The following is an 18,975-nucleotide window of genomic DNA, read 5'->3' as shown; positions in this document are numbered from 1 at the left end:
GATGAAGTGCTTTAAGCTGCACTTCACTCTATATTTTCATAATTTTTCATTAGATAATTAAATTCCGCACCATAGATAAATATCATATTTATAATATAGAAGAATATTAATGTAACTATTATACTACCAAGTGAACCATACATTAGATTTAATTGATTATAGTAGACTATATAAGTTGAAAGTAAATAGCCGCTTATTATCCATAATATCACAGTTAATAAAGCCCCTGGAAATACATCAATAAAATTTAGTTTTACATTAGGTAATATATAATACAAAGATGAGGCACCTAAAAATAATAAAATTAAAATTAAAAAATATCTTATAAAATTTAAAATGATCTTATATTTTTCAATGGTCTCTAATATTATCGGAATTTTTGTAAATAATATTGGAATCACCACTAAAAGAAACATAGTAAAGGTAATCAAGGCACTAATTATAAGAAACTGTATAATACTAAGTAATCTTCTTCTTATATAAGGGGGTGGGGATTTTATTTGATATACACGATTTAAAATAGTCCTTAAACATTCTACAAAAGAAGAAGCAGTCCAAATACTGCCTACTATGGCAAGATTCATTAAACTTTGAGGAGGAGCACTTAGTAATTCGCGTATTCTTTTTTCTATTGATTCCGTTGCTTGTTCCGGAAGACTCTCTAGAAAAATTTGTATAAAATTTTGACCAAGTTCTGAAGCTCCTAAAAAGCTTGTTAAAGCTAATAAGAATACTAGGAAAGGGAAAATAGATAAAAGTATCATGAATGACATATATCCCGAATGTTCAATGCCATCATCTTCTATTGTTCTAAATAAGGCTACGTAAAGACAATTAAAAATTTTTCTCATTATAAAAGCTAAGTTGTTACTATTAATTTTATATTTAATCTTAAATAAGTTCGCTGTAAATAATTAATTTATAATTAAAATGAAACTATACTTTATCCTTGATTTGAAATATTAATATAGAAATGAAATTTTTTCCTTGCATTAATTTTATATTTTTCTATAATGCACCAAAATTTTATTTTTTATAAATTGTTAATTTATGCTTCAGTAAATAAGTTTTTAAAACATAAGGTATTTATATTTTACAAATAATTTTAAAGTTCTTATGATATTTTTATTTGATAAGAAATAATTTTATTCTTTAATAATTATTTACCAAATGATTACAAAAAACTTAAAAAATGTTATTTTATAGTTGCTTATAATATTAATTTATGGTATCATTTCTACTTACACTTGGATAAGTTTAACGGTATTAAATTATTAATAACCACGTGTTTTATAATAATATAGGATAATATCATTTGTGTTCAAAGAAAATTTTTAAATATAGATGTAATTAGTAGTAACCAAGGAGAGGATAATGGGTAGAAAAAACGATATTATACAAAAAATCGATAGTTTTATCGGCAAGAAAATTTATTCTTTAAGACTCGCTAAGGGGTTGTCTCGTCAACAACTGGCTGAAGTAATTGATGTTACGCATCAACAATTACAAAAATACGAAAAAGCAATTAATAGAATTTCTGTAGGAAGGCTAGTACTAATCGCAGAAGCTTTAGATAGGAATATTGATTATTTCTTTGAAGGTTTAGAAGAAGCTAATAAACCGCAGCCCGTACATACTCAACATCAACGTATGTGCATTGAAGTTTCAAGAAATTTTATGAAAATTAATAGCACGGAAGAACAACAAGCCGTTAATAATTTAGTAAAATGTTTAGCTGGAAAGAAAAACTAAAAACTAATACATAACGGCAAGCTGCCATCCTGATTACGTTGTGATATAATTTATGTCATCCCCGCAGAAGCGGGAATAACATTGCTTGCCTTGATAATATACAGAATACAAATCTTAATCAGCGTTGTGGAGGGGAAGACTCTCTTTTAATAGGTATTGATTTATTTAAATTTTCCGACTGAATGATATCTCTTGCATTCATTAATGCTCCCATAATTTTTATATTCCCTTTGATATTAACTCTATCTCTTCCTACTACCATTTTAGCTTTTTCAATATCTGGATTATCTTTACTTATAGGTTTTAATTTAGACTTTCCTGATACTACCCTTACATCTTCCGTTTTAACACTAGGGTTTTCAATTGCTTCTGCTCGTTTTTGTTCTTGTAATAACTTATCTATAGTTTGTAAACGTACCTCTTTAGATAAAGTTTTATCATCAATTAAATTAGTTTTAATGAAACTTTGCTGTTCTTCAGTAGAAGATTTAGTACCAAATGCCTTTACCAGCTCATCTACTTTTTTTATTGATTCCTCTTTTTTTTCTTCAAGAGTTTTAAGGTTACCATTTGGAGAAAGCATAGCACGCAAATTATTGACTTTCTCAACTGCAAGCTTAGAGATATTATTTAATATACTAGAAGTTTCTTGTACAATTCTGTCTTCTGCCGACACTACCGGTTCTTTAGATTTTTCTAATGCTTCTATAACAGGATTAACAGCGTTAATTACTTCTCGAGCTTTGTTATATATATCATCGTGAGGCTTGTGTTCTTCTATATTCTGTCCTTTTAACCCTTCAGTTAAATTTTGAGTGTCTCTATCTAAAGCTGCCTCACTCGCTGCATCTTTAGCTTTTTTAAGTGCCTCTTTCTCAGAGTCATTAATATTACTATTATCGATCCCGCTAGAAACTGCCTTAGTTATTTCAGGACCTCCTTTGCCTTCATAAATACCGTCTACTAACCCTTTAGTCATTAGCTCTCTATCAGGTAAATTGGTCTGACTTTCTGCAATACCTTTTTCCGCTGATGCCATAATAAGTGCTTTATTAGGTAAGGATAAAGAGGTATCACTATGAGTAGCTATAGTCTCGCCTACCCCTTTAATAATCGCTGCTTTGTCTTGAGCTTCAAGCGAGCTTCCTGCAACTGTGTTAGTAATTTCTTGAATTATTTCGCCTTTGACTTCTGCTGTAGCCGGACCATCTAAAACATTAGACGTAATGGCTTGTATGTTTGTTGTTTTTAATTCAGTATTACTTAGAGGATCAAACAAAATATCATTTACTTTTTTTATTGTATCTTTTTTAGTTTGTTCTGCCGTAATCTTATCTAAATGCTGCTGCATCAATTGTTGTTGTGCCGGACTGAGAACTTGGGCTTCTACATCTTTCTTTAATACAGAACCTAATAATTTTTGTTTTTCCGCATTGCTTAATTCAGATACATTAACCTTATCACCTACTGCTATAAGCATTGTCCCTTTATCTTCAGTAGAAAGGTTACTTTTTATTACAACATCCTTAATACCGTCAATTGTTGCAGCTCTACTTGCATCATCTTTAAGACTTAAACCGACATCTACTGCCTTTTCTAACATCTGCTGTTTTTGCTTCGACTCAAGATTCTCTGAATTTAAAACGATAGCTACTGTAGCTTCAAGCATTTTTGATTTTTCTAGGTTTGGGGTATTCTGATCATTTTTTATGGTTTCTAATATTGCATTGACTCCAGCTACTTTTGCATCCGGTTTGAGGTTTTTATTATTGACCGTATTTTCAGCTAAAGCAATGATATTAGCCTGCTTTTCAGCAATATCACTTTTCTCATTATTAAGAATTGCCGTGGCTGCTTCTTTAATTAAATCAATTTGTTTATTGCTATCAATTTCTTTTGTTAAACCTGCATTTACATAATTTAATAAATCTTGCATGCTGCCTGATAAAGCCGTAGCTGTATTAAGAAGATTTGGAGTCACTTGTTGCGACTGTTGCATTTGTGAAGTCTCAGGTTGCAGTGGTTGGTTAGTAGGAGTAATTGGCGGTACTTGTTGTTTATACTGAGGTGGTTCAACCGATGAACTTGTTGTTTGCTGTGGAGTTATTAGCGGTTGTTCCTTACTTTGTCCTTGTCCTATTATAATATCTTCAGCTTGCGATAAATCAACGCTCTGTCCTTGGTTTAGTTCTACCTCCTTCATCATTTCTTTATATTTACCGCGTGTTACCGCAAGTGTATAAATTTCTCCACCATGCTCTATATAAGCTATTGCGTCATCTCCGGTTCCGGCAAATTTTAAAGGTTTTGGTGAGCTTATTTCTTTAAGTTGAGGTTTACCGTTTGGTCCTTCTTCGTAGTGGGCAGTGAAATATACGGCTTTATCTTTGGAGGGCTTTGTGCCATCAGCTTTTAATGCTACCATCGATAAATGCATTGACCCATCGGCTTTATCAAGTTTTATAGGAAAATCTATTTCCCTATATGAGCTGATCTGAACCTGAGTACCGTCTTGTTTAGCTAAAGTAAAAGGCTTAGTTTTAACAGTTGTTTCATTTAAGGTACAGAGTTCATCACCTGCATCATTTTTAACTACTGTTGCTCTAAGATCGCTTGCACTGACGTGATTTTCCCACTGTACCGGTTTAAATCCACCAGGGTATCCACTAGCGGCGCTAAATGTATTATGCACATTTTTATAGCCGGCTATTTCTATTGATTCTAATTTCTTTTTAAGTTCAGGATTGTCTAAAGCCTTATCAATAAATTCTCTATTAGCCGGATTACCGAAAAAAGTACTTAATGTTTTATCTTTTTCTTTTTCCTCTTCTATTTCTTTTCTTTTTTGTTCAGCTAAATCACGGTCTGTAAGGGCTGCCAGGTCTTTTAATATTTGTTCTATTAAATTATCTTTTTGCGGTTGTATAATTGTTTCTCTTACAGCCTTGGTTATTGGGTCTGATGTCTGACTGTCAGGAGAGATATTGCCCGATAAAGCACTCATTGAAGGGGTAGATTGAGCAAAAGATGCAGAAGTAACGATAAAACCATCGTCAGCTTCTAGTTCTGGGGTTGTAGTTTGAGATAAAAATTCTTTTTGCCCTTGTTCTAATGTTTGCTTTTGTTCTGCTGTATATTCCTTATTTGCTAAAGTATCAAATTCACTTGTATCTAGGTTACCGTCTTTACTCATAAAACCTCTCATTTAACCAAAAATTAATTAGCATAAACTGTAAGTGATGCGTAGTCAAGCCGATGTTGTTACATTGATCTTTACCCTCTTATGTCATTCCCGCGTAGGCGGGTATCCAGTCACTAAAAAGTCTAAGCACACTAGATTAAATTAAAAGCTCGATTTATTTCGCTTTTTTCTGGATTCCTGCCTACGCGGGAATGACATAACACATCCTTTTTTCACAGTTTGAGTTATACTGTCAAAGATAGTATATAGAGATTTTAGTAATATCAAGAAAAAACTAATATTATTGAGAAAATTTAATAGAATTTTTATATTCTTTATTGAGTGCTTTAGTTGCCCAAAACCAGATTAAGCAAGTAATTATAAATATAATCATTAAACAGGTGGAAATAGATTGATAACTAGCGGAAGGTAATATTATAAATACCAATGATTGTAAAAATGCACTACCAGATTTACCGAGTTTTGTACCTATCACGTCGGCAGCAGCTTTGCCTTTTATTTTTATTTCCGGATCTAAAGGAACATAGGCCATTTCTTTTGTTGAATCAAATAAGGTATATTTGCTTGATTTACTAAGCACATTTTGAATAGCACCTATTGTTATAGCAATTAAAGCAGGATCGGTTAGAATAAAATTTGCTATTATTAAGCCGGCAAATCTTTCAAAATTATTAACGGCAAAAAATAATATACCGGTAATAAAAACTATTAAAGGGGTGATAACAGCCGCCGTAAACCAGCCAATTCTTCTAACTATATTTGAACCAAGTACGACAAATAAAATAGTAAATACTCCGGTATAGCTCAAATAACTTCCTATAAAAGCTGCATATTCGGTTGGAGTTTTATAAATTTTAGTAGCTGCTGCTTTCCAAGGACCTTCTACTAAATTAATGGCAATGCCATAGCAGATAAGCAAAGTTGCAATTAATCTAATATGTCTTGACGATAGAAGCATCTGAAAACTTTCGGCAATAGTCATAGATTTTTTCTTTGCTTTAAACCTGAGTAACGCCATATGCTCTTTGTCTAGTACTTTATGATTAAGCAACCAAAAAGTTTTAATAGTTATTATTCCTAAAATTAATACTATAGTTAGTATAATTTGTATAGAAAGTGTATGAAAAGACGATTGCAATGCAAATTTATTAGTTACGTAATCATTAATATTACTTAGATTTTCTAAAAACTGCCCTGCTAAATAAATACCTGTTTGACTAAGTAAACCGAATAACGGATAAAATCTTTTAGATTCTTCTACTGTAGTAATATTATTAACAAACTGCCAAAAAAGTAATGCGAAAACTACGTTTGGCCATAATTCGGCTATTATATAAAATAATGAAAAACTCCATTTTGATAAAAGCCATATAAACCATTTTAAATTAGGTAAACTTGCCGTTAAATTTTGAACGGTTACAGGACTAAAATGCAGCACTTCATGATTTGGAAAAATAACGTAAGCAAAAAGAGCAAAGAATGTTAAAAATATTGATATAATAAGATAAAATATATTTTCTGCTTTCATCTTATTAACAAGCTTTACATATATAGCAGTCATTAAAAAAGCTGACGGCATCACTCCCCAAAACTTCAAAAACGAGATAATCTCGGCACCGATCATAGTAGTAACAATACTATCTTTTAAAGCTCTGATTAGATTTTGGATAAATAAAATACAGAACATTAATAAAGTGATGAATAAAAATTTAGAAACTTCATGGCGTTTTATAGGCCAGATATAATCGGTAAGTTTAGAAAAATAGCTATTGATTTTAGAGGAAGAATTTTCTATGTTACTGGGGTTAATCGTCATTTTATTTGGTCTAAGCTATCTTGCTATTGGCTAGAGTTATATATTAAAGATTGTCTAAATTTAAGTCAAGTTAAAATCACATTAAAATGAGTAATTATTGGTTAAATATTTATAAACCAAGAGGTATAAGTTCTGCTCAACTTGTTAGCATAGTAAAAAAAATACTCGGTAAAACCAAGATAGGACATGCCGGTACTTTAGACGTAGAAGCGGAAGGAATATTACCGTTTGCCGTAGGTGAAGCTACAAAACTGATACATCTGCTAATTGATGCTAGAAAAACCTATATTTTTACCATAAAATTCGGAATGCAAACCAATAGCGGCGATTGTGCCGGTAAAGTAATAGCAACGAAAGATTGTATCCCTTCTCAAGAAGAAGCTTATGCCGTATGTTCTAAATTTATCGGTAACGTAACACAAATACCGCCGGCTTTTTCAGCTCTTAAAGTTAACGGTGTAAGAGCTTATAAATTGGCTAGAGAGGGAAAAAAAGTAGAATTAAAGCCACGAAATATAACTATTTATGATCTAAAATGTTTAAATTTTGATGAGAAAAATGCTACCGCTACATACTATACGGAATGCTCAAAAGGTACTTATATAAGGACTTTAGCAGAAGATTTGGCATTGTCCTTGCAAAGTTTAGGATTTGTGATAGAATTACGCCGTACTCAGGTTGGAATATTTAAAGAAGAAAATGCTATCCGAATTAAATCGCCTGACGAAATTACCAAAAATGCCCTAGAGGAAAAAAGTATAAAGATAGAAGCAATACTGGACGACATCCTGGTTCTTGATGCAACTGACAGCCAAGCACAGCAAATTAAATATGGACAGAAATGTTTATTTAATTATGAAAAAGACTTTAGACATCTTGCCAAATTTGCTTATAGAGAGGAATTTAAAGGAAACACGGAACGCAGCACCACAGCGTACACTTTAGTACGTGAGGATGCGAGTACCGGATTGACGTACAAATTACCTCTAGAAGTAGAGTTTGGCAAGATGTCTGTGGATCTTTTGTGGGTTCGCTATAAAGGCACTTTGCTTGCAATAGGTAGCTTAAACAAGAGTTGCTTTAATTCTTTACGAGTATTTAATTTAACACAAGACTTCTTTTAAAACTGGAAGTCTATATATTTAAGGAGAAATTATCGATGTCGATTACTACAGAACGTAAACAACAATTAATTAAAGAATATGCTATAACGGAAAATGATACCGGTTCAAGTGCAGTGCAATGTGCTATCTTAACTGAAAGAATCAATAATTTAACCGAGCATTTTAAATCTAACCATAAAGATCATACTTCAAGACGCGGATTATTAATTTTAGTTGGGCGCCGCCGCAGATTACTTAACTATATTAAAAAGAATAATGTTAGCAAATATTTAGATTTAATAAGTAAGCTAGGAATTAGAAAGATTAAGTAGTTGGATAATCGTCATTGCGAGCAGCCGTAGGATGCGTGGCAATCTCGTCCAATATCCTGAGATTGCTTCGTCGAATTACTTCGTAATTTTCCTCGCAATGACGTGGTAGAATACAATAAAATATAAATTATGAAATGAGATAAATAGATGTTTAACGAAATAACTAAGAGTGTTACATGGAACGGGCAAGTTCTTGAGCTTAGTACAGGTAAAATAGCAAGGCAAGCTGACGGGGCAGTTACGGTAAAAATGGGTAATTCCGTTTTATTATGTACGGCAGTAGTAGCTAACAAAGCAAAAGAGGGTATAGGTTTTCTTCCTTTAACAATTAATTATAGAGAAATGGCATATGCTGCCGGTAAGATACCAGGGGGATTTTTTAAACATGAGGGAAAAGCATCAGATAGAGAAGTTTTAGTATCTCGTTTAATAGATAGACCGATTAGACCATTATTTCATCCGGCTTTTGTGAATGAAACGCATGTAACTTGCAGTGTTCTTTCATATGATCCTGAAACTCCGGTAGATATACTTGCAATTATCGGTGCATCGGCTGCACTTAGCCTATCCCCTGCTCCTTATCTAGAAATAGTTGCGGCAAGTAAAGTAGGTTTAATCAATGGTGAATTTGTTTTAAATCCGACACTTGCATTATTAAAAACAAGTCAGCTTGATTTAGTAGTTGCAGGAACATCAGATTCAGTAATGATGGTTGAATCGGAAGCTCATTTACTTTCTGAAGAACAAATGTTAGAAGCCGTAAAATTTGGATTTGAAAGCTTTCAGCCGGTAATAAAGATAATTAAAGAACTAGCAGAAGAAGCTAAAAAACCAAAACTTGAAATGCAAGCTTTATACCCTGCTTCATTAAAGAAAGAAATTGAGAAGTTATTTGTAAAAGAAATTGAACAAGCTTTTGCAATTAAATCTAAACAAGAACGTAGCACTAATTTAGATTTAATACCTGAAAAAGTTCTTACACATTTTGTAAGCGACATAGAAAATAAAAAATATAGTAATTATCAAATCGAATCAGCTTTAAAAGCTATTGAATCAGATATATTACGTAACGAGATTTTAGAAAAAAATAGACGTATCGATGGAAGAAGTACTACGGATATAAGACAAATTGCTTGTGAAATAGGTTTACTACCTTCCGCACATGGTTCAGCTTTATTTACTAGAGGCGAAACGCAAAGCTTAGTTAGTACTACATTCGGTACTAGTTTAGATGAGCAGATAGTTGACAGTTTAGAGGGTGAGTATAAAGAGCGTTTTATGCTCAATTATATCTTTCCGCCCTACTCTGTAAATGAAGCAATGCCAATGAAAGCACCTAGTCGTCGTGAAGTCGGACACGGTAAACTCGCATGGCGTGCTATTAATCCAATATTACCTAATAAAGTACAATTTCCTTATTCTATTAGAGTAGTTGCCGAAACTACGGAATCTAACGGTTCTTCTTCAATGGCAACTGTTTGCGGTAGTTCTCTTGCTTTAATGTATGCCGGCGTACCGATAAAAGCACCGGTTGCGGGTATTGCTATGGGACTTGTTAAGGAAGGTAAAAATTTTGCCGTATTATCGGATATTCTCGGCGATGAAGATTATTTCGGTGATATGGACTTTAAGGTTGCAGGAACTAGCGAAGGGATTACTGCATTACAAATGGATATCAAAATATCCGGAGTAGATTTTAAAATAATGAAAGTAGCTTTAGAGCAAGCACGACTCGGTCGTTTGCATATACTGGAGCAAATGAATAAAGTTATCAGTAAACCAAATAACGAACTAAGTAAAAATGCTCCTTCTACTACTACTATAAAAATAGATAAGGATAAAATTAGAGATATTATAGGACCGGGCGGTAAAGTAATAAAGGAAATTTGTGAAACTAGCGGTGCTAAAATAGATATAAGCGATGACGGTACGGTGTCTGTTTATGCTTCAGATAGAGATAAGCTAAAAGTTGCCTTAGATAAAATTAAAGCTATTGTCGTTGAACCTGAAATCGGTGAAATATTTAACGGTACGGTAGTGAAAGTCTTAGATTCCGGTGCTTTTATTAATTATGTAGGTAATAAAGACGGCTTTGTTCATATTAGTGAAGTATCAGGAGAAAGAATAGAAACGGTTAGCAGTGTTTTAAAACAAGGCGATATAGTAAAAGTTAAGCTAATAGGCTTTGATAATAAAGGCAAAGCAAAATTAACTATTAAAAATGCCGATAAAGATAAATCTTCAAATAATACAAAGCCAAAAACCAATGTTAATAATACTAAGGACAATTCAGAACCTGAGCAGCGACGTGATTCTAGTAAAAAACGAGCTTGGAATGAAGATAATAATGCTGAAACTGCTGAAGTAATTACAGAACGTAAGTATTTTAATTGATATGAAGCTTAATAGTCATTGCGAGGAAGTTACGAAGTAATTGACTAAGCAATCTCAGGAGTTTGTTATTATTTCATGAGATTGCCGTGTAGCCTACCGCTGCTCGCAATGACGGTTTGGGTATCCACAAAAATAGCTCATAATACTAATAATTTGCTGGATACCGTGGACAAGCCACGGTATAACAATGAGTAAATAAATGACCAACACAAATAATTACCGAATTATCGCAAAGAGGGTTATTTCTAGTGAAGCAAGTGCTTTAGAAAAATTATCCGAAAATATCCCTGAAGACTTTAACAGAATTATAGAATTTTTACTATCTTTCAAAGGACGGATAATCCTAACCGGCATAGGCAAAAGCGGTTATATTGCAAGAAAAATAGCTGCTAGCTTTTCTTCAACCGGTATGCCTGCTTTTTATTTACATCCGGCAGAAGCAAGTCACGGCGATTTAGGTATGGTGACGAGAAATGATCTAGTAATTATGTTATCTAATTCCGGCGAAACTAAAGAACTATTTAATATAATTGAATATTGCAAGAACTCTTCCATAAAAATTGCTGCAATGACAATGAATAAAAATTCTACTTTAGCTAAAAGAAGCGATTTTTTATTAATAGTACCTGAATACCCAGAAGCTTCTGTAATTGGAGTTCCTACTATATCATCTTTAATCATGCTATCACTTGGTGATGCTTTAATGACTGTTATACATGAAAAACGAGGCTTTACTAAAGATGATTTTAAAATTTATCATCCGGGAGGTACAATCGGCGCTAATTTAACAAAAATTAAAAACCTAATGCGTAGCGGTGATGAAATACCTTTAGTATATGAAGATACTTCCTTTGCCAAAACTATAATTATTATGAATAAAAAACGTTTAGGTTGTACGCTTGTAACAGATAAAAACCAAAATTTGGTGGGAATTATAACCGATGGGGATTTACGTCGTCATATTAACGATCAAATCCACTTAAAAACAGCATCAAGCATTATGACCAAAAACCCTATTCATATCTCATCGGAAATATTTGCAAAAGAAGCTTTAAATTTAATGAAAGCCAAGAATATCACTAATATACCGATTGTTGATGATAATATTATTATAGGCATTATTCATATTCATGATTTACTACGCATAGGGGTTAGCTAAAATCTATGCCCTCTTCTTATAAACTGCGAAAAAAAATTTGGAAATCTGTATATCTTTTAATAACAGTCGGAATTTTATATATAGGGTATATATTAATTAAAAGCGGTTATATTAATGAAAAAAACGATATTAATGTTACAAAAAAAAGTTTAAAAGACAATAAAAATTTTGATTTAAAGTATAATATTATATTGAAAGATTCAATTTTTGAAGGAGTAAGTAAAAATTTAAATGCGTATAAGATTAAAACTGAACGAGCTATAAAAGAGTCGAATAACAAATATAAACTAGATATAATAAATGCTATTTATAACGTAAATCAAGACCAAACTCTTATTATCAATGCGAAAGAAGGCTTTTTAGATGAAGAATCAAGAATATTAGATTTAAAAAACGATGTAAAACTTTTTTTTGATGAGATCATATTTAACACTAATGATGCAAGGATTGATTTAGTAAATAAGAATATAACCGGTCATTCCCCTGCTAAGTTACTTTACAAAAACTCTTCAATTACTTCGGATAGTTTTAATACAAAAGATGAAAATAATATTATAATTTTTAAAGGCAATGTCTCTACAATCATCGATTTATCGGATTAGACATCTTGCCAAACCAGCTTATAGAGAGGAATTTAAAGGAGACATAGAATGTAGCACCGCAGCGTACAAAGAAGTACTTGAGGGTACGAGTACCGATTCGACGTCTAAATTACCTCTAGAAGCGAAGTTTGGAAAGATGTCTATTATTAAACTTGTTTTACTTCTTATAATTAGTACTATAATATATGCTAATGATAAAAATATTTCAAATTTACATATCACATCTGATAGTTTAATTATTGATAGAACCAAACAAAAAGCAGCATATCTTGGAAATGTTATTGTTTACTTCGATAATGCGATACTTAGAACGAAAGAATTATATATTTTTTATAAAACAATAGATGAAAAGCAAACTATTGATCATATAGTTGTCCCTACTAAATTGACTGTAGAAAGAAAAATAAAGAATGAATTATTACTTGCAGATAGTGCTAAATATTTTTGCGATAATAAACAACTTATTCTACTTGGTAATGTAATATTACAGCGTGACGATAATGTTTTAAAAACTAATAAACTAATCTACTATGTAGATATTATTAAAAAATAGAGCTATTTACCGTTGGTACGTCATTGCAGCAAGCGATTGCAAGAAGTGTGACAATCCCAGAAAATAATAAAAAAAAATGCTAAAGATTAATATTTTTAACTGGATTGCTTCGTCAATTACTTACGTAATGTCCTCGCAATGACATTGAAAATTAATCCACGCAACAAAATCTTAACAAATAAAAAAGATGGACAGCTTACACGTTAAAAATATATCAAAATCCTACAAAAAAAGGAATATATTAACTGATATATCTCTGAATATAAAACAAGGAGAGATAGTTGGTTTATTCGGTCCGAATGGAGCCGGTAAAACAACTTGCTTTAACATTATTATCGGTTTAATGAAACTGGACTCAGGGCAATTACTTTTAAATGATATAAATATTACCAACTTGCCTATTTATTTACGAGCAAGGCTTGGACTCGGTTATCTTCTTCAAGAACCTTCGATATTTCGGGAATTGTCGGTTGAAGATAATATTAAGGCTGTAGTTGAGATATCTAACAATGATAAAGAAGTAATTGAACAAAAAACCCATAATTTGTTAGAGAAGTTTTCGATAGTTCATTTAAAAGATTTATCCGCTGCTAGCTTATCAGGCGGTGAAAGGCGTAGGCTTGAGATTGCACGTGCACTTGCAATAGAGCCTAAATTTATCATGCTTGATGAACCGCTTGCCGGTATTGACCCGCTTGCTATTTCCGATATTAAAAATCTAATTACTTATTTACGTGAATTTAATATAGGTATATTAATTACCGAGCATAATGTACGTGATACTCTAGATATAGTCGACCGTGCTTATGTTATTTTTGAAGGTAAAGTATTATTAGAAGGAAGTGCTAAGGAAATAGCAAATAGCAAGAAAGTTAAGGAAGTGTATTTAGGTGAGAGCTTTAGTTTCTAGACTATACAAATTCGTCATTGCGAGCGACTTGCAGGTGTTGTTGCATGGATTGTTTTATGTCATTCCCGCCTACGCGGGGATAACATCGAGTAGGTTTTCCGAGCCATGCAACAAGGCTCTTTTGTAGGGATGACATAAGAGCCATGTAATAATATTCAAAACAGTTTTCTATGCAAATTAACAAAGAAATTTTTAGGGCTTATGATATAAGAGGCAATAGCCTTAAAGATTTAACAGAAGAAGTAGCTTATAAAATCGGCTTTGGTTTTGCCGAGATGACTATAACGAAAGATAACGATAAAATCTGTGTCGGTTTAGATGGTCGGCTTAGCTCCCCTACCCTTTGTAAAGCTTTAGAACTAGGATTAACTAATGCAGGGGCTGAAATCATAAATATTGGCGTAGTTCCAACACCAGTTTTATATTTTGCCGATAAACACTTTACGCCCGCCGGTAGTATTATGGTCACGGGGTCACACAATCCTCGTGACGATAACGGCTTTAAAATACTACAAAACGGTAAACCTTTTTTCGGTGATCAGATACAGGAGTTATTGACTAAGATTTTGGATAACTACTCCAATACCACACCAGCATCCCCTTATGTCATTCCTGCGCAAGCAGGAATCCATAATATACAATCTAAATACCTAAAACGTATTTTAGATGGAATAAACATTAATCCAAAATTAAAAGTGGCTTGGGATTGCGGCAATGGAGCAACCGGCGATATTGTTGAAGAACTTAAAAAGCATCTCTCAAACAAGAATATAATCATACATAGTAAGATTGACGGGAATTTTCCAAGCCATCATCCTGATCCTACAAATCCTGCTAATTTGCAGGAGTTAATAAAAGTGGTTAAAGAACAAGATTGTGACCTTGGTATAGCTTTTGACGGTGACGGTGATAGAATCGGCATTATAAGCTCAAGCGGTAAAATATTATTAGGTGATCAAATTTTATGCATTTTTGCTGAGGATATTTTAAAGGAAAATCCAAACGCAACTATAATAGTTGATGTAAAAGTCAGCCAATTTATAGTCGCTAAAATAAAATCATATGGAGGACATCCTATAATATGGCGAACAGGTCATCCTTTTATTAAAAGCAAAATGCTTGAGACAAAGGCTTTACTCGCTGGCGAAATGAGCGGGCATATATTCTTTGCCGATAAATATTTTGGTTTTGACGATGCAATTTATGCAGCTCTTAGATTTTTAGATTTACTTAGTAGATCAAGTAAAACTCTAGATGAGATAATAGAGGATGTACCGAAAAGCTATAGTACACCGGAAATTAAAATTTTTGTTCCTTCAGAGTTAAAATTACAAATTATTAAAGAGATTAAAGACAAATCATTAGAAGAGAAAATAGAGTTTAATGATATAGACGGTGTACGAGTAAATACTGCACATGGTTGGTGGCTCTTGCGTAGCTCTAATACCGAATCTATTATAGTTGCAAGGGCTGAATCAGATAGTAAGAATGGTTTAGAGGAAATAATCACTATAATTAATAAATATCTTGAAAAATACGGGTTATTAATTAATTATTAAAACATTATTGCTTTCTAAAATATTATTTTATATATTTTTCTTACATATTTGTTGATACTAAATTAGTTACAATAACGCCAATAGGTGTAAATACATTAAATATTAACATTGAGGCACCATTAGTAATAAAACATAAAGACCTTGCGCCTACTGATAATCCTCTTAACAGTGACGTAGCCGCATCTAACGGTTTAAATAGTCTGACCATTGACTACAGTGATGCGGGCTTATTTAGTGGTCCAACTATTAGTTATGACAACAAACTTGGTACAATAACATTTAGTGGACCAGCAGATAGTAATGCTAATACTAACGCTTTAGGAAATACTAATGAAACCGTTTAAGGGTATGAGGTCATTCTTGCTAGGCGTTGTTACATGGATAGGTTTTCCCGTCATTGCGAGGAGTTGCGTTAGCAACGACGCGGCAATCTCATAAGATAATATAAAAAACTCCTGAGCTTGCCACGCCAGCATAAATGCTGGCTTGCAATGACGATACAAGTTTGTATTTATTAGTTAAACAAGTGACAAAGAAAGAAATATACTCAAATGACTTGGAGAATGGGAATGTAAAACGAGGAGCGAGTACGCACAACCTATATTTAATAGGTGATCCGAAGTGTTGCAGAAACAATTCTTCAAAGCAGAAGAGTATAATGATATTATGCGGGCCGACTGCTAGCGGGAAGTCTTATTTAGGTCATGAACTGGCTAAAGCTTATAATGGCGAAATTATTAATATCGACTCAATGCAGGTTTATAAGGAAATTCCTATTATTACCGCCTCCCCTCCGAAAAGCTACAAAACTGAAATCTTGTATCACTTATATAACTTCTTATCAATGACAGAAGATTTCTCGGTAATAAAATATCTAAAACTTGCGACAGAAAAAATAAAAGAAATAACCGACAGGGGTAAGCTACCTATATTAATAGGTGGAACGGGTTTATATATTAATTCTTTAGTTTTTGGCTATAATAATATTCCTGATATATCAGAAGATTTACAAGAACAGGTAAGAAATTTACATGTTAAAATAGGCAATATAGAATTATGGAGTAAATTAGAGAAGTTTGACCCGCTTGCTGCTTCTAAAATAAACCAAAATGATACTCAGCGTTTAATTAGAGCTTATGAAGTATTCATGCAAACCGGTAAATCTATTTTTTCTTTTCAAACTTTGCCAAAAGAACAAATCTTACCTGATTTTAATTTCAAAATTATTTTCTTAAATCCTGAGCGAAAGTTTTTATATAAAACATGTGATGAGCGTTTAGATAAGATATTTAAAGAAGGGGCAATTGACGAAATAGCTTTAATAAAAAAGCAATTTGCTCCTAAAGATTATACGAATTTGAAAGCTGTGGGGATAAAAGAAATTTTAGCTTATTTAAACGGCAATCTCACTTTAGATGAGGCTTTAAATGCAGCTCAAATACGAACCCGTCAGTATGCTAAAAGACAAGTTACTTGGTTTAAAAATCAGATACAAGATAAAATCACATTGGAATATGCTAACCAAGAAGAATTTACTCAAACTTTAAAAAAAACCTTTTAAAATTATATAGCTTATCTACGTATTGCTTCTTTCTTTTTATTATTGGAAATAGGAGTAATGGAAAGTGTATTTGTCTTAGGTCCTACAATATTAATCTTACTATTTAAATTTGAGACGATACTTTGTGCTTCTTTTAATACATCAGCCGGAACTTTATTTTCTAATTCTGGTTTCTTATCAGATTTTTGATTAAAATAACCAACTCCCGCTTTAACAACATTTAGTATTTGTTTAATAATATTCAGTGCTTGTCCTTCTTTCCAAACTAAACTACCTATACTAGTAGCAACATTAATATATTTTTTATTTTCAATATTTTCTAAGATTGGAATCAGCTTATCCGGTTGATTGAGCATAGGTGTTAGTATACTATATAATTCTTTCTTATCGAGCTTATTTATACCGGGTACATCTTTTAAAGTTTTATCTAAAATACCTGTAAATATTTCCTTATTATCGTTTAAATATTTTTTGATCTCGGGATTATCTTTAGTTAACATTACCAATTCTTTAGCTATTCCCGTATAATCACCTTTAACAAATCCATCAAAAACCTTTTTTAATTATTCAGGATTATCAAGTAATATAGGCATTACATTCGTAAGTTTTGTAGTATCTTTTGTTTCTAGTCCATAATTTTCAAGCTGCTGTTTATAGTGTGGCTATTTTTTTCATTTTGCTCTAAAATGCCTTTAATTAAATTATCGAATAAACCATCTTTACTTTGCTCTACTAATATATTTTAACTTAAATGAAGGTTCGTTAAAAGCAGTAATTATACGGCTTGTTACGGTCATATCATCGCCTTTATTTATATCTGTAATAATAGCATGTGCAATTTCCGGTTTTGACATAACTTCACCTACTATACTAAGCATTTGTTTATCGAAATTATATTCTTGCGTTATGCTTTGTATATTCGGAGTATTTTCAATAATAGCTGCGGCAATATCTGGTAAGACTGTTTTATTATCAGCAAAAAAACTTTTTAATTTATCGTCACCCGCTACCATTTCTAAAGATTTCTCGCGAGCCACCATTACTCCTTGATTTGCATTCAGAGTATCAAAAATCTCTGTTGTTTCAGGCATTTTATTTAATAAAATCTACATCAACTTTATAGCTTTCAAAATATTCTTTTAAGAAAGGTTTAGCTTGTTCTTTAGTTTCTATTAAGAAACCTTCTATAATTATTTATTTTTCAGGAGATAATTTATTAAACCTTTTTAGAGCATTAGGATTGTTTATATTTTCAGCCAGCTCTTGTTTAAACTCAGGATGTTCATTAAATATTTTTATAACTTTTGCATATATGTCATTTACTTTGAGGTTTTTGTAATATCAAAAGCTTTGATATAGTCGCTTGGAAGTATTTCAGTTATGTAATTCGCAATATCGTTACCTTTTTCATTAAAAAATTTTCAGCAATTTTTATCCGTGGCTAACATTCCTAATGTTTTAGAAGTTACTTTATTATAGTCCGGTACTTCTTGCTTTATCTCAAGTGCAATTTCTTGAAGGCTTTTAAGTAAAGCATCATTTTTAAAACATTCTTTTAGTATTTCGAGTCCCTTTTCATCTAAAGCACTCTTATCTTGAAATTCTCTAAAACCTGCTTTTGCTAAGATTTGTCCTATTTTTGGTAAATCATCTGCATGCTTTTTTAGAAAATCCTATATTTCGGATTTTTCAAGAACAGATTTTTGAAACTTTGAATCTATCAGAGGAGCTTGCAAGTTTAACAAGATTATAACTATTTACGGGATTAGTGAAGGCAAACTTCGCACCTTTTAATAATGCTCCTATACTAACTGGTAATATTTTTTCTTTGGAGATGCAAGGTCATAAATAAAGCTTGTCAATGCCTTTCTGCATCAGTAGAAGATAATGTCCTTTTAACAGTTTTATTAAAATTCTTTAATTTAATATCTTTAATGGAATTTGTAACTGCCGTAAAAATAATGAAATATATTTAATTACATAAACATTAAATTATCTTAAAATTGATTCAAAGAAATAAATTAAGCACTAC

General features: G+C 32.0%; 14 protein-coding genes and 1 pseudogene. 11 read left to right on the top strand and 4 right to left on the bottom strand.

What is annotated here, in order from left to right:
• Positions 1 to 23: 23 nt before the first annotated feature.
• Entirely contained in the window at positions 24 to 851 is an 828-nt protein-coding gene (locus tag RAF_RS03410; RefSeq protein ID WP_012719728.1) for a YihY/virulence factor BrkB family protein, read from the bottom strand.
• A 523-nt stretch (positions 852 to 1,374) separates the two neighbouring features.
• Between RAF_RS03410 and RAF_RS03405 the strand changes: the two genes are divergently transcribed.
• Positions 1,375 to 1,752, top strand: a complete 378-nt coding sequence (locus RAF_RS03405; protein WP_010977292.1) for a helix-turn-helix domain-containing protein — start codon at positions 1,375 to 1,377, stop codon at positions 1,750 to 1,752.
• Between the two features lie 118 nt (positions 1,753 to 1,870).
• On the opposite strand, the gene RAF_RS03400 is transcribed toward RAF_RS03405, so the two are convergent.
• Both RAF_RS03400 and tlc4 read right to left on the bottom strand, forming a co-directional pair.
• Positions 1,871 to 4,945 carry a Sca4 family spreading effector gene (locus RAF_RS03400; protein ID WP_083762143.1) on the bottom strand — a complete coding sequence of 1,025 codons (3,075 nt, stop codon included), beginning with the start codon at positions 4,943 to 4,945 and terminating at the stop codon, positions 1,871 to 1,873.
• 289 nt (positions 4,946 to 5,234) lie between these two features.
• Complete coding sequence (tlc4, locus tag RAF_RS03395; protein ID WP_012719726.1) at positions 5,235 to 6,770, bottom strand: NTP/NDP exchange transporter Tlc4; 1,536 nt, start codon at positions 6,768 to 6,770, stop codon at positions 5,235 to 5,237.
• Positions 6,771 to 6,856: 86 nt separating this feature from the next.
• Between tlc4 and truB the strand changes: the two genes are divergently transcribed.
• From truB to miaA, 10 genes are all read left to right on the top strand, one after another.
• Positions 6,857 to 7,894, top strand: a complete 1,038-nt coding sequence (truB, locus tag RAF_RS03390; protein ID WP_012719725.1) for a tRNA pseudouridine(55) synthase TruB — start codon at positions 6,857 to 6,859, stop codon at positions 7,892 to 7,894.
• Positions 7,895 to 7,929: 35 nt separating this feature from the next.
• Positions 7,930 to 8,205 (top strand): 30S ribosomal protein S15, encoded by a 276-nt coding sequence (gene rpsO / locus RAF_RS03385; RefSeq protein ID WP_004995678.1) that lies wholly within the window; start codon positions 7,930 to 7,932, stop codon positions 8,203 to 8,205.
• A gap of 147 nt (positions 8,206 to 8,352) precedes the next feature.
• The gene (gene pnp / locus RAF_RS03380) at positions 8,353 to 10,599 is read left to right on the top strand and encodes a polyribonucleotide nucleotidyltransferase (protein ID WP_012719724.1); all 2,247 of its coding nucleotides are present in this window, start codon (positions 8,353 to 8,355) and stop codon (positions 10,597 to 10,599) included.
• Positions 10,600 to 10,798: 199 nt separating this feature from the next.
• Positions 10,799 to 11,758 carry an SIS domain-containing protein gene (locus RAF_RS03375; protein WP_004995680.1) on the top strand — a complete coding sequence of 320 codons (960 nt, stop codon included), beginning with the start codon at positions 10,799 to 10,801 and terminating at the stop codon, positions 11,756 to 11,758.
• Between the two features lie 5 nt (positions 11,759 to 11,763).
• Positions 11,764 to 12,360 (top strand): LPS export ABC transporter periplasmic protein LptC, encoded by a 597-nt coding sequence (lptC, locus tag RAF_RS03370; RefSeq protein WP_012719723.1) that lies wholly within the window; start codon positions 11,764 to 11,766, stop codon positions 12,358 to 12,360.
• A 136-nt stretch (positions 12,361 to 12,496) separates the two neighbouring features.
• Positions 12,497 to 12,913 (top strand): LptA/OstA family protein, encoded by a 417-nt coding sequence (locus tag RAF_RS03365; protein ID WP_410524337.1) that lies wholly within the window; start codon positions 12,497 to 12,499, stop codon positions 12,911 to 12,913.
• A gap of 187 nt (positions 12,914 to 13,100) precedes the next feature.
• Positions 13,101 to 13,823, top strand: a complete 723-nt coding sequence (gene lptB, locus RAF_RS03360) for an LPS export ABC transporter ATP-binding protein (RefSeq protein ID WP_012719721.1) — start codon at positions 13,101 to 13,103, stop codon at positions 13,821 to 13,823.
• A 170-nt stretch (positions 13,824 to 13,993) separates the two neighbouring features.
• Positions 13,994 to 15,382, top strand: a complete 1,389-nt coding sequence (locus tag RAF_RS03355; protein ID WP_012719720.1) for a phosphomannomutase/phosphoglucomutase — start codon at positions 13,994 to 13,996, stop codon at positions 15,380 to 15,382.
• 29 nt (positions 15,383 to 15,411) lie between these two features.
• Positions 15,412 to 15,726 (top strand): hypothetical protein, encoded by a 315-nt coding sequence (locus tag RAF_RS10585; protein WP_083762142.1) that lies wholly within the window; start codon positions 15,412 to 15,414, stop codon positions 15,724 to 15,726.
• Between the two features lie 314 nt (positions 15,727 to 16,040).
• Entirely contained in the window at positions 16,041 to 16,943 is a 903-nt protein-coding gene (gene miaA, locus RAF_RS03350) for a tRNA (adenosine(37)-N6)-dimethylallyltransferase MiaA (RefSeq protein ID WP_327203434.1), read from the top strand.
• Between the two features lie 182 nt (positions 16,944 to 17,125).
• Here the strand turns inward: miaA and RAF_RS09840 are convergent.
• Positions 17,126 to 18,879: pseudogene (locus tag RAF_RS09840) on the bottom strand (hypothetical protein); the annotation flags it as partial.
• Between the last annotated feature and the right edge of the window lie 96 nt (positions 18,880 to 18,975).

It is taken from the genome of Rickettsia africae ESF-5 (assembly GCF_000023005.1).
Taxonomy (GTDB): domain Bacteria; phylum Pseudomonadota; class Alphaproteobacteria; order Rickettsiales; family Rickettsiaceae; genus Rickettsia; species Rickettsia rickettsii.
This window is presented reverse-complemented; position numbering and strand designations above follow the sequence as displayed.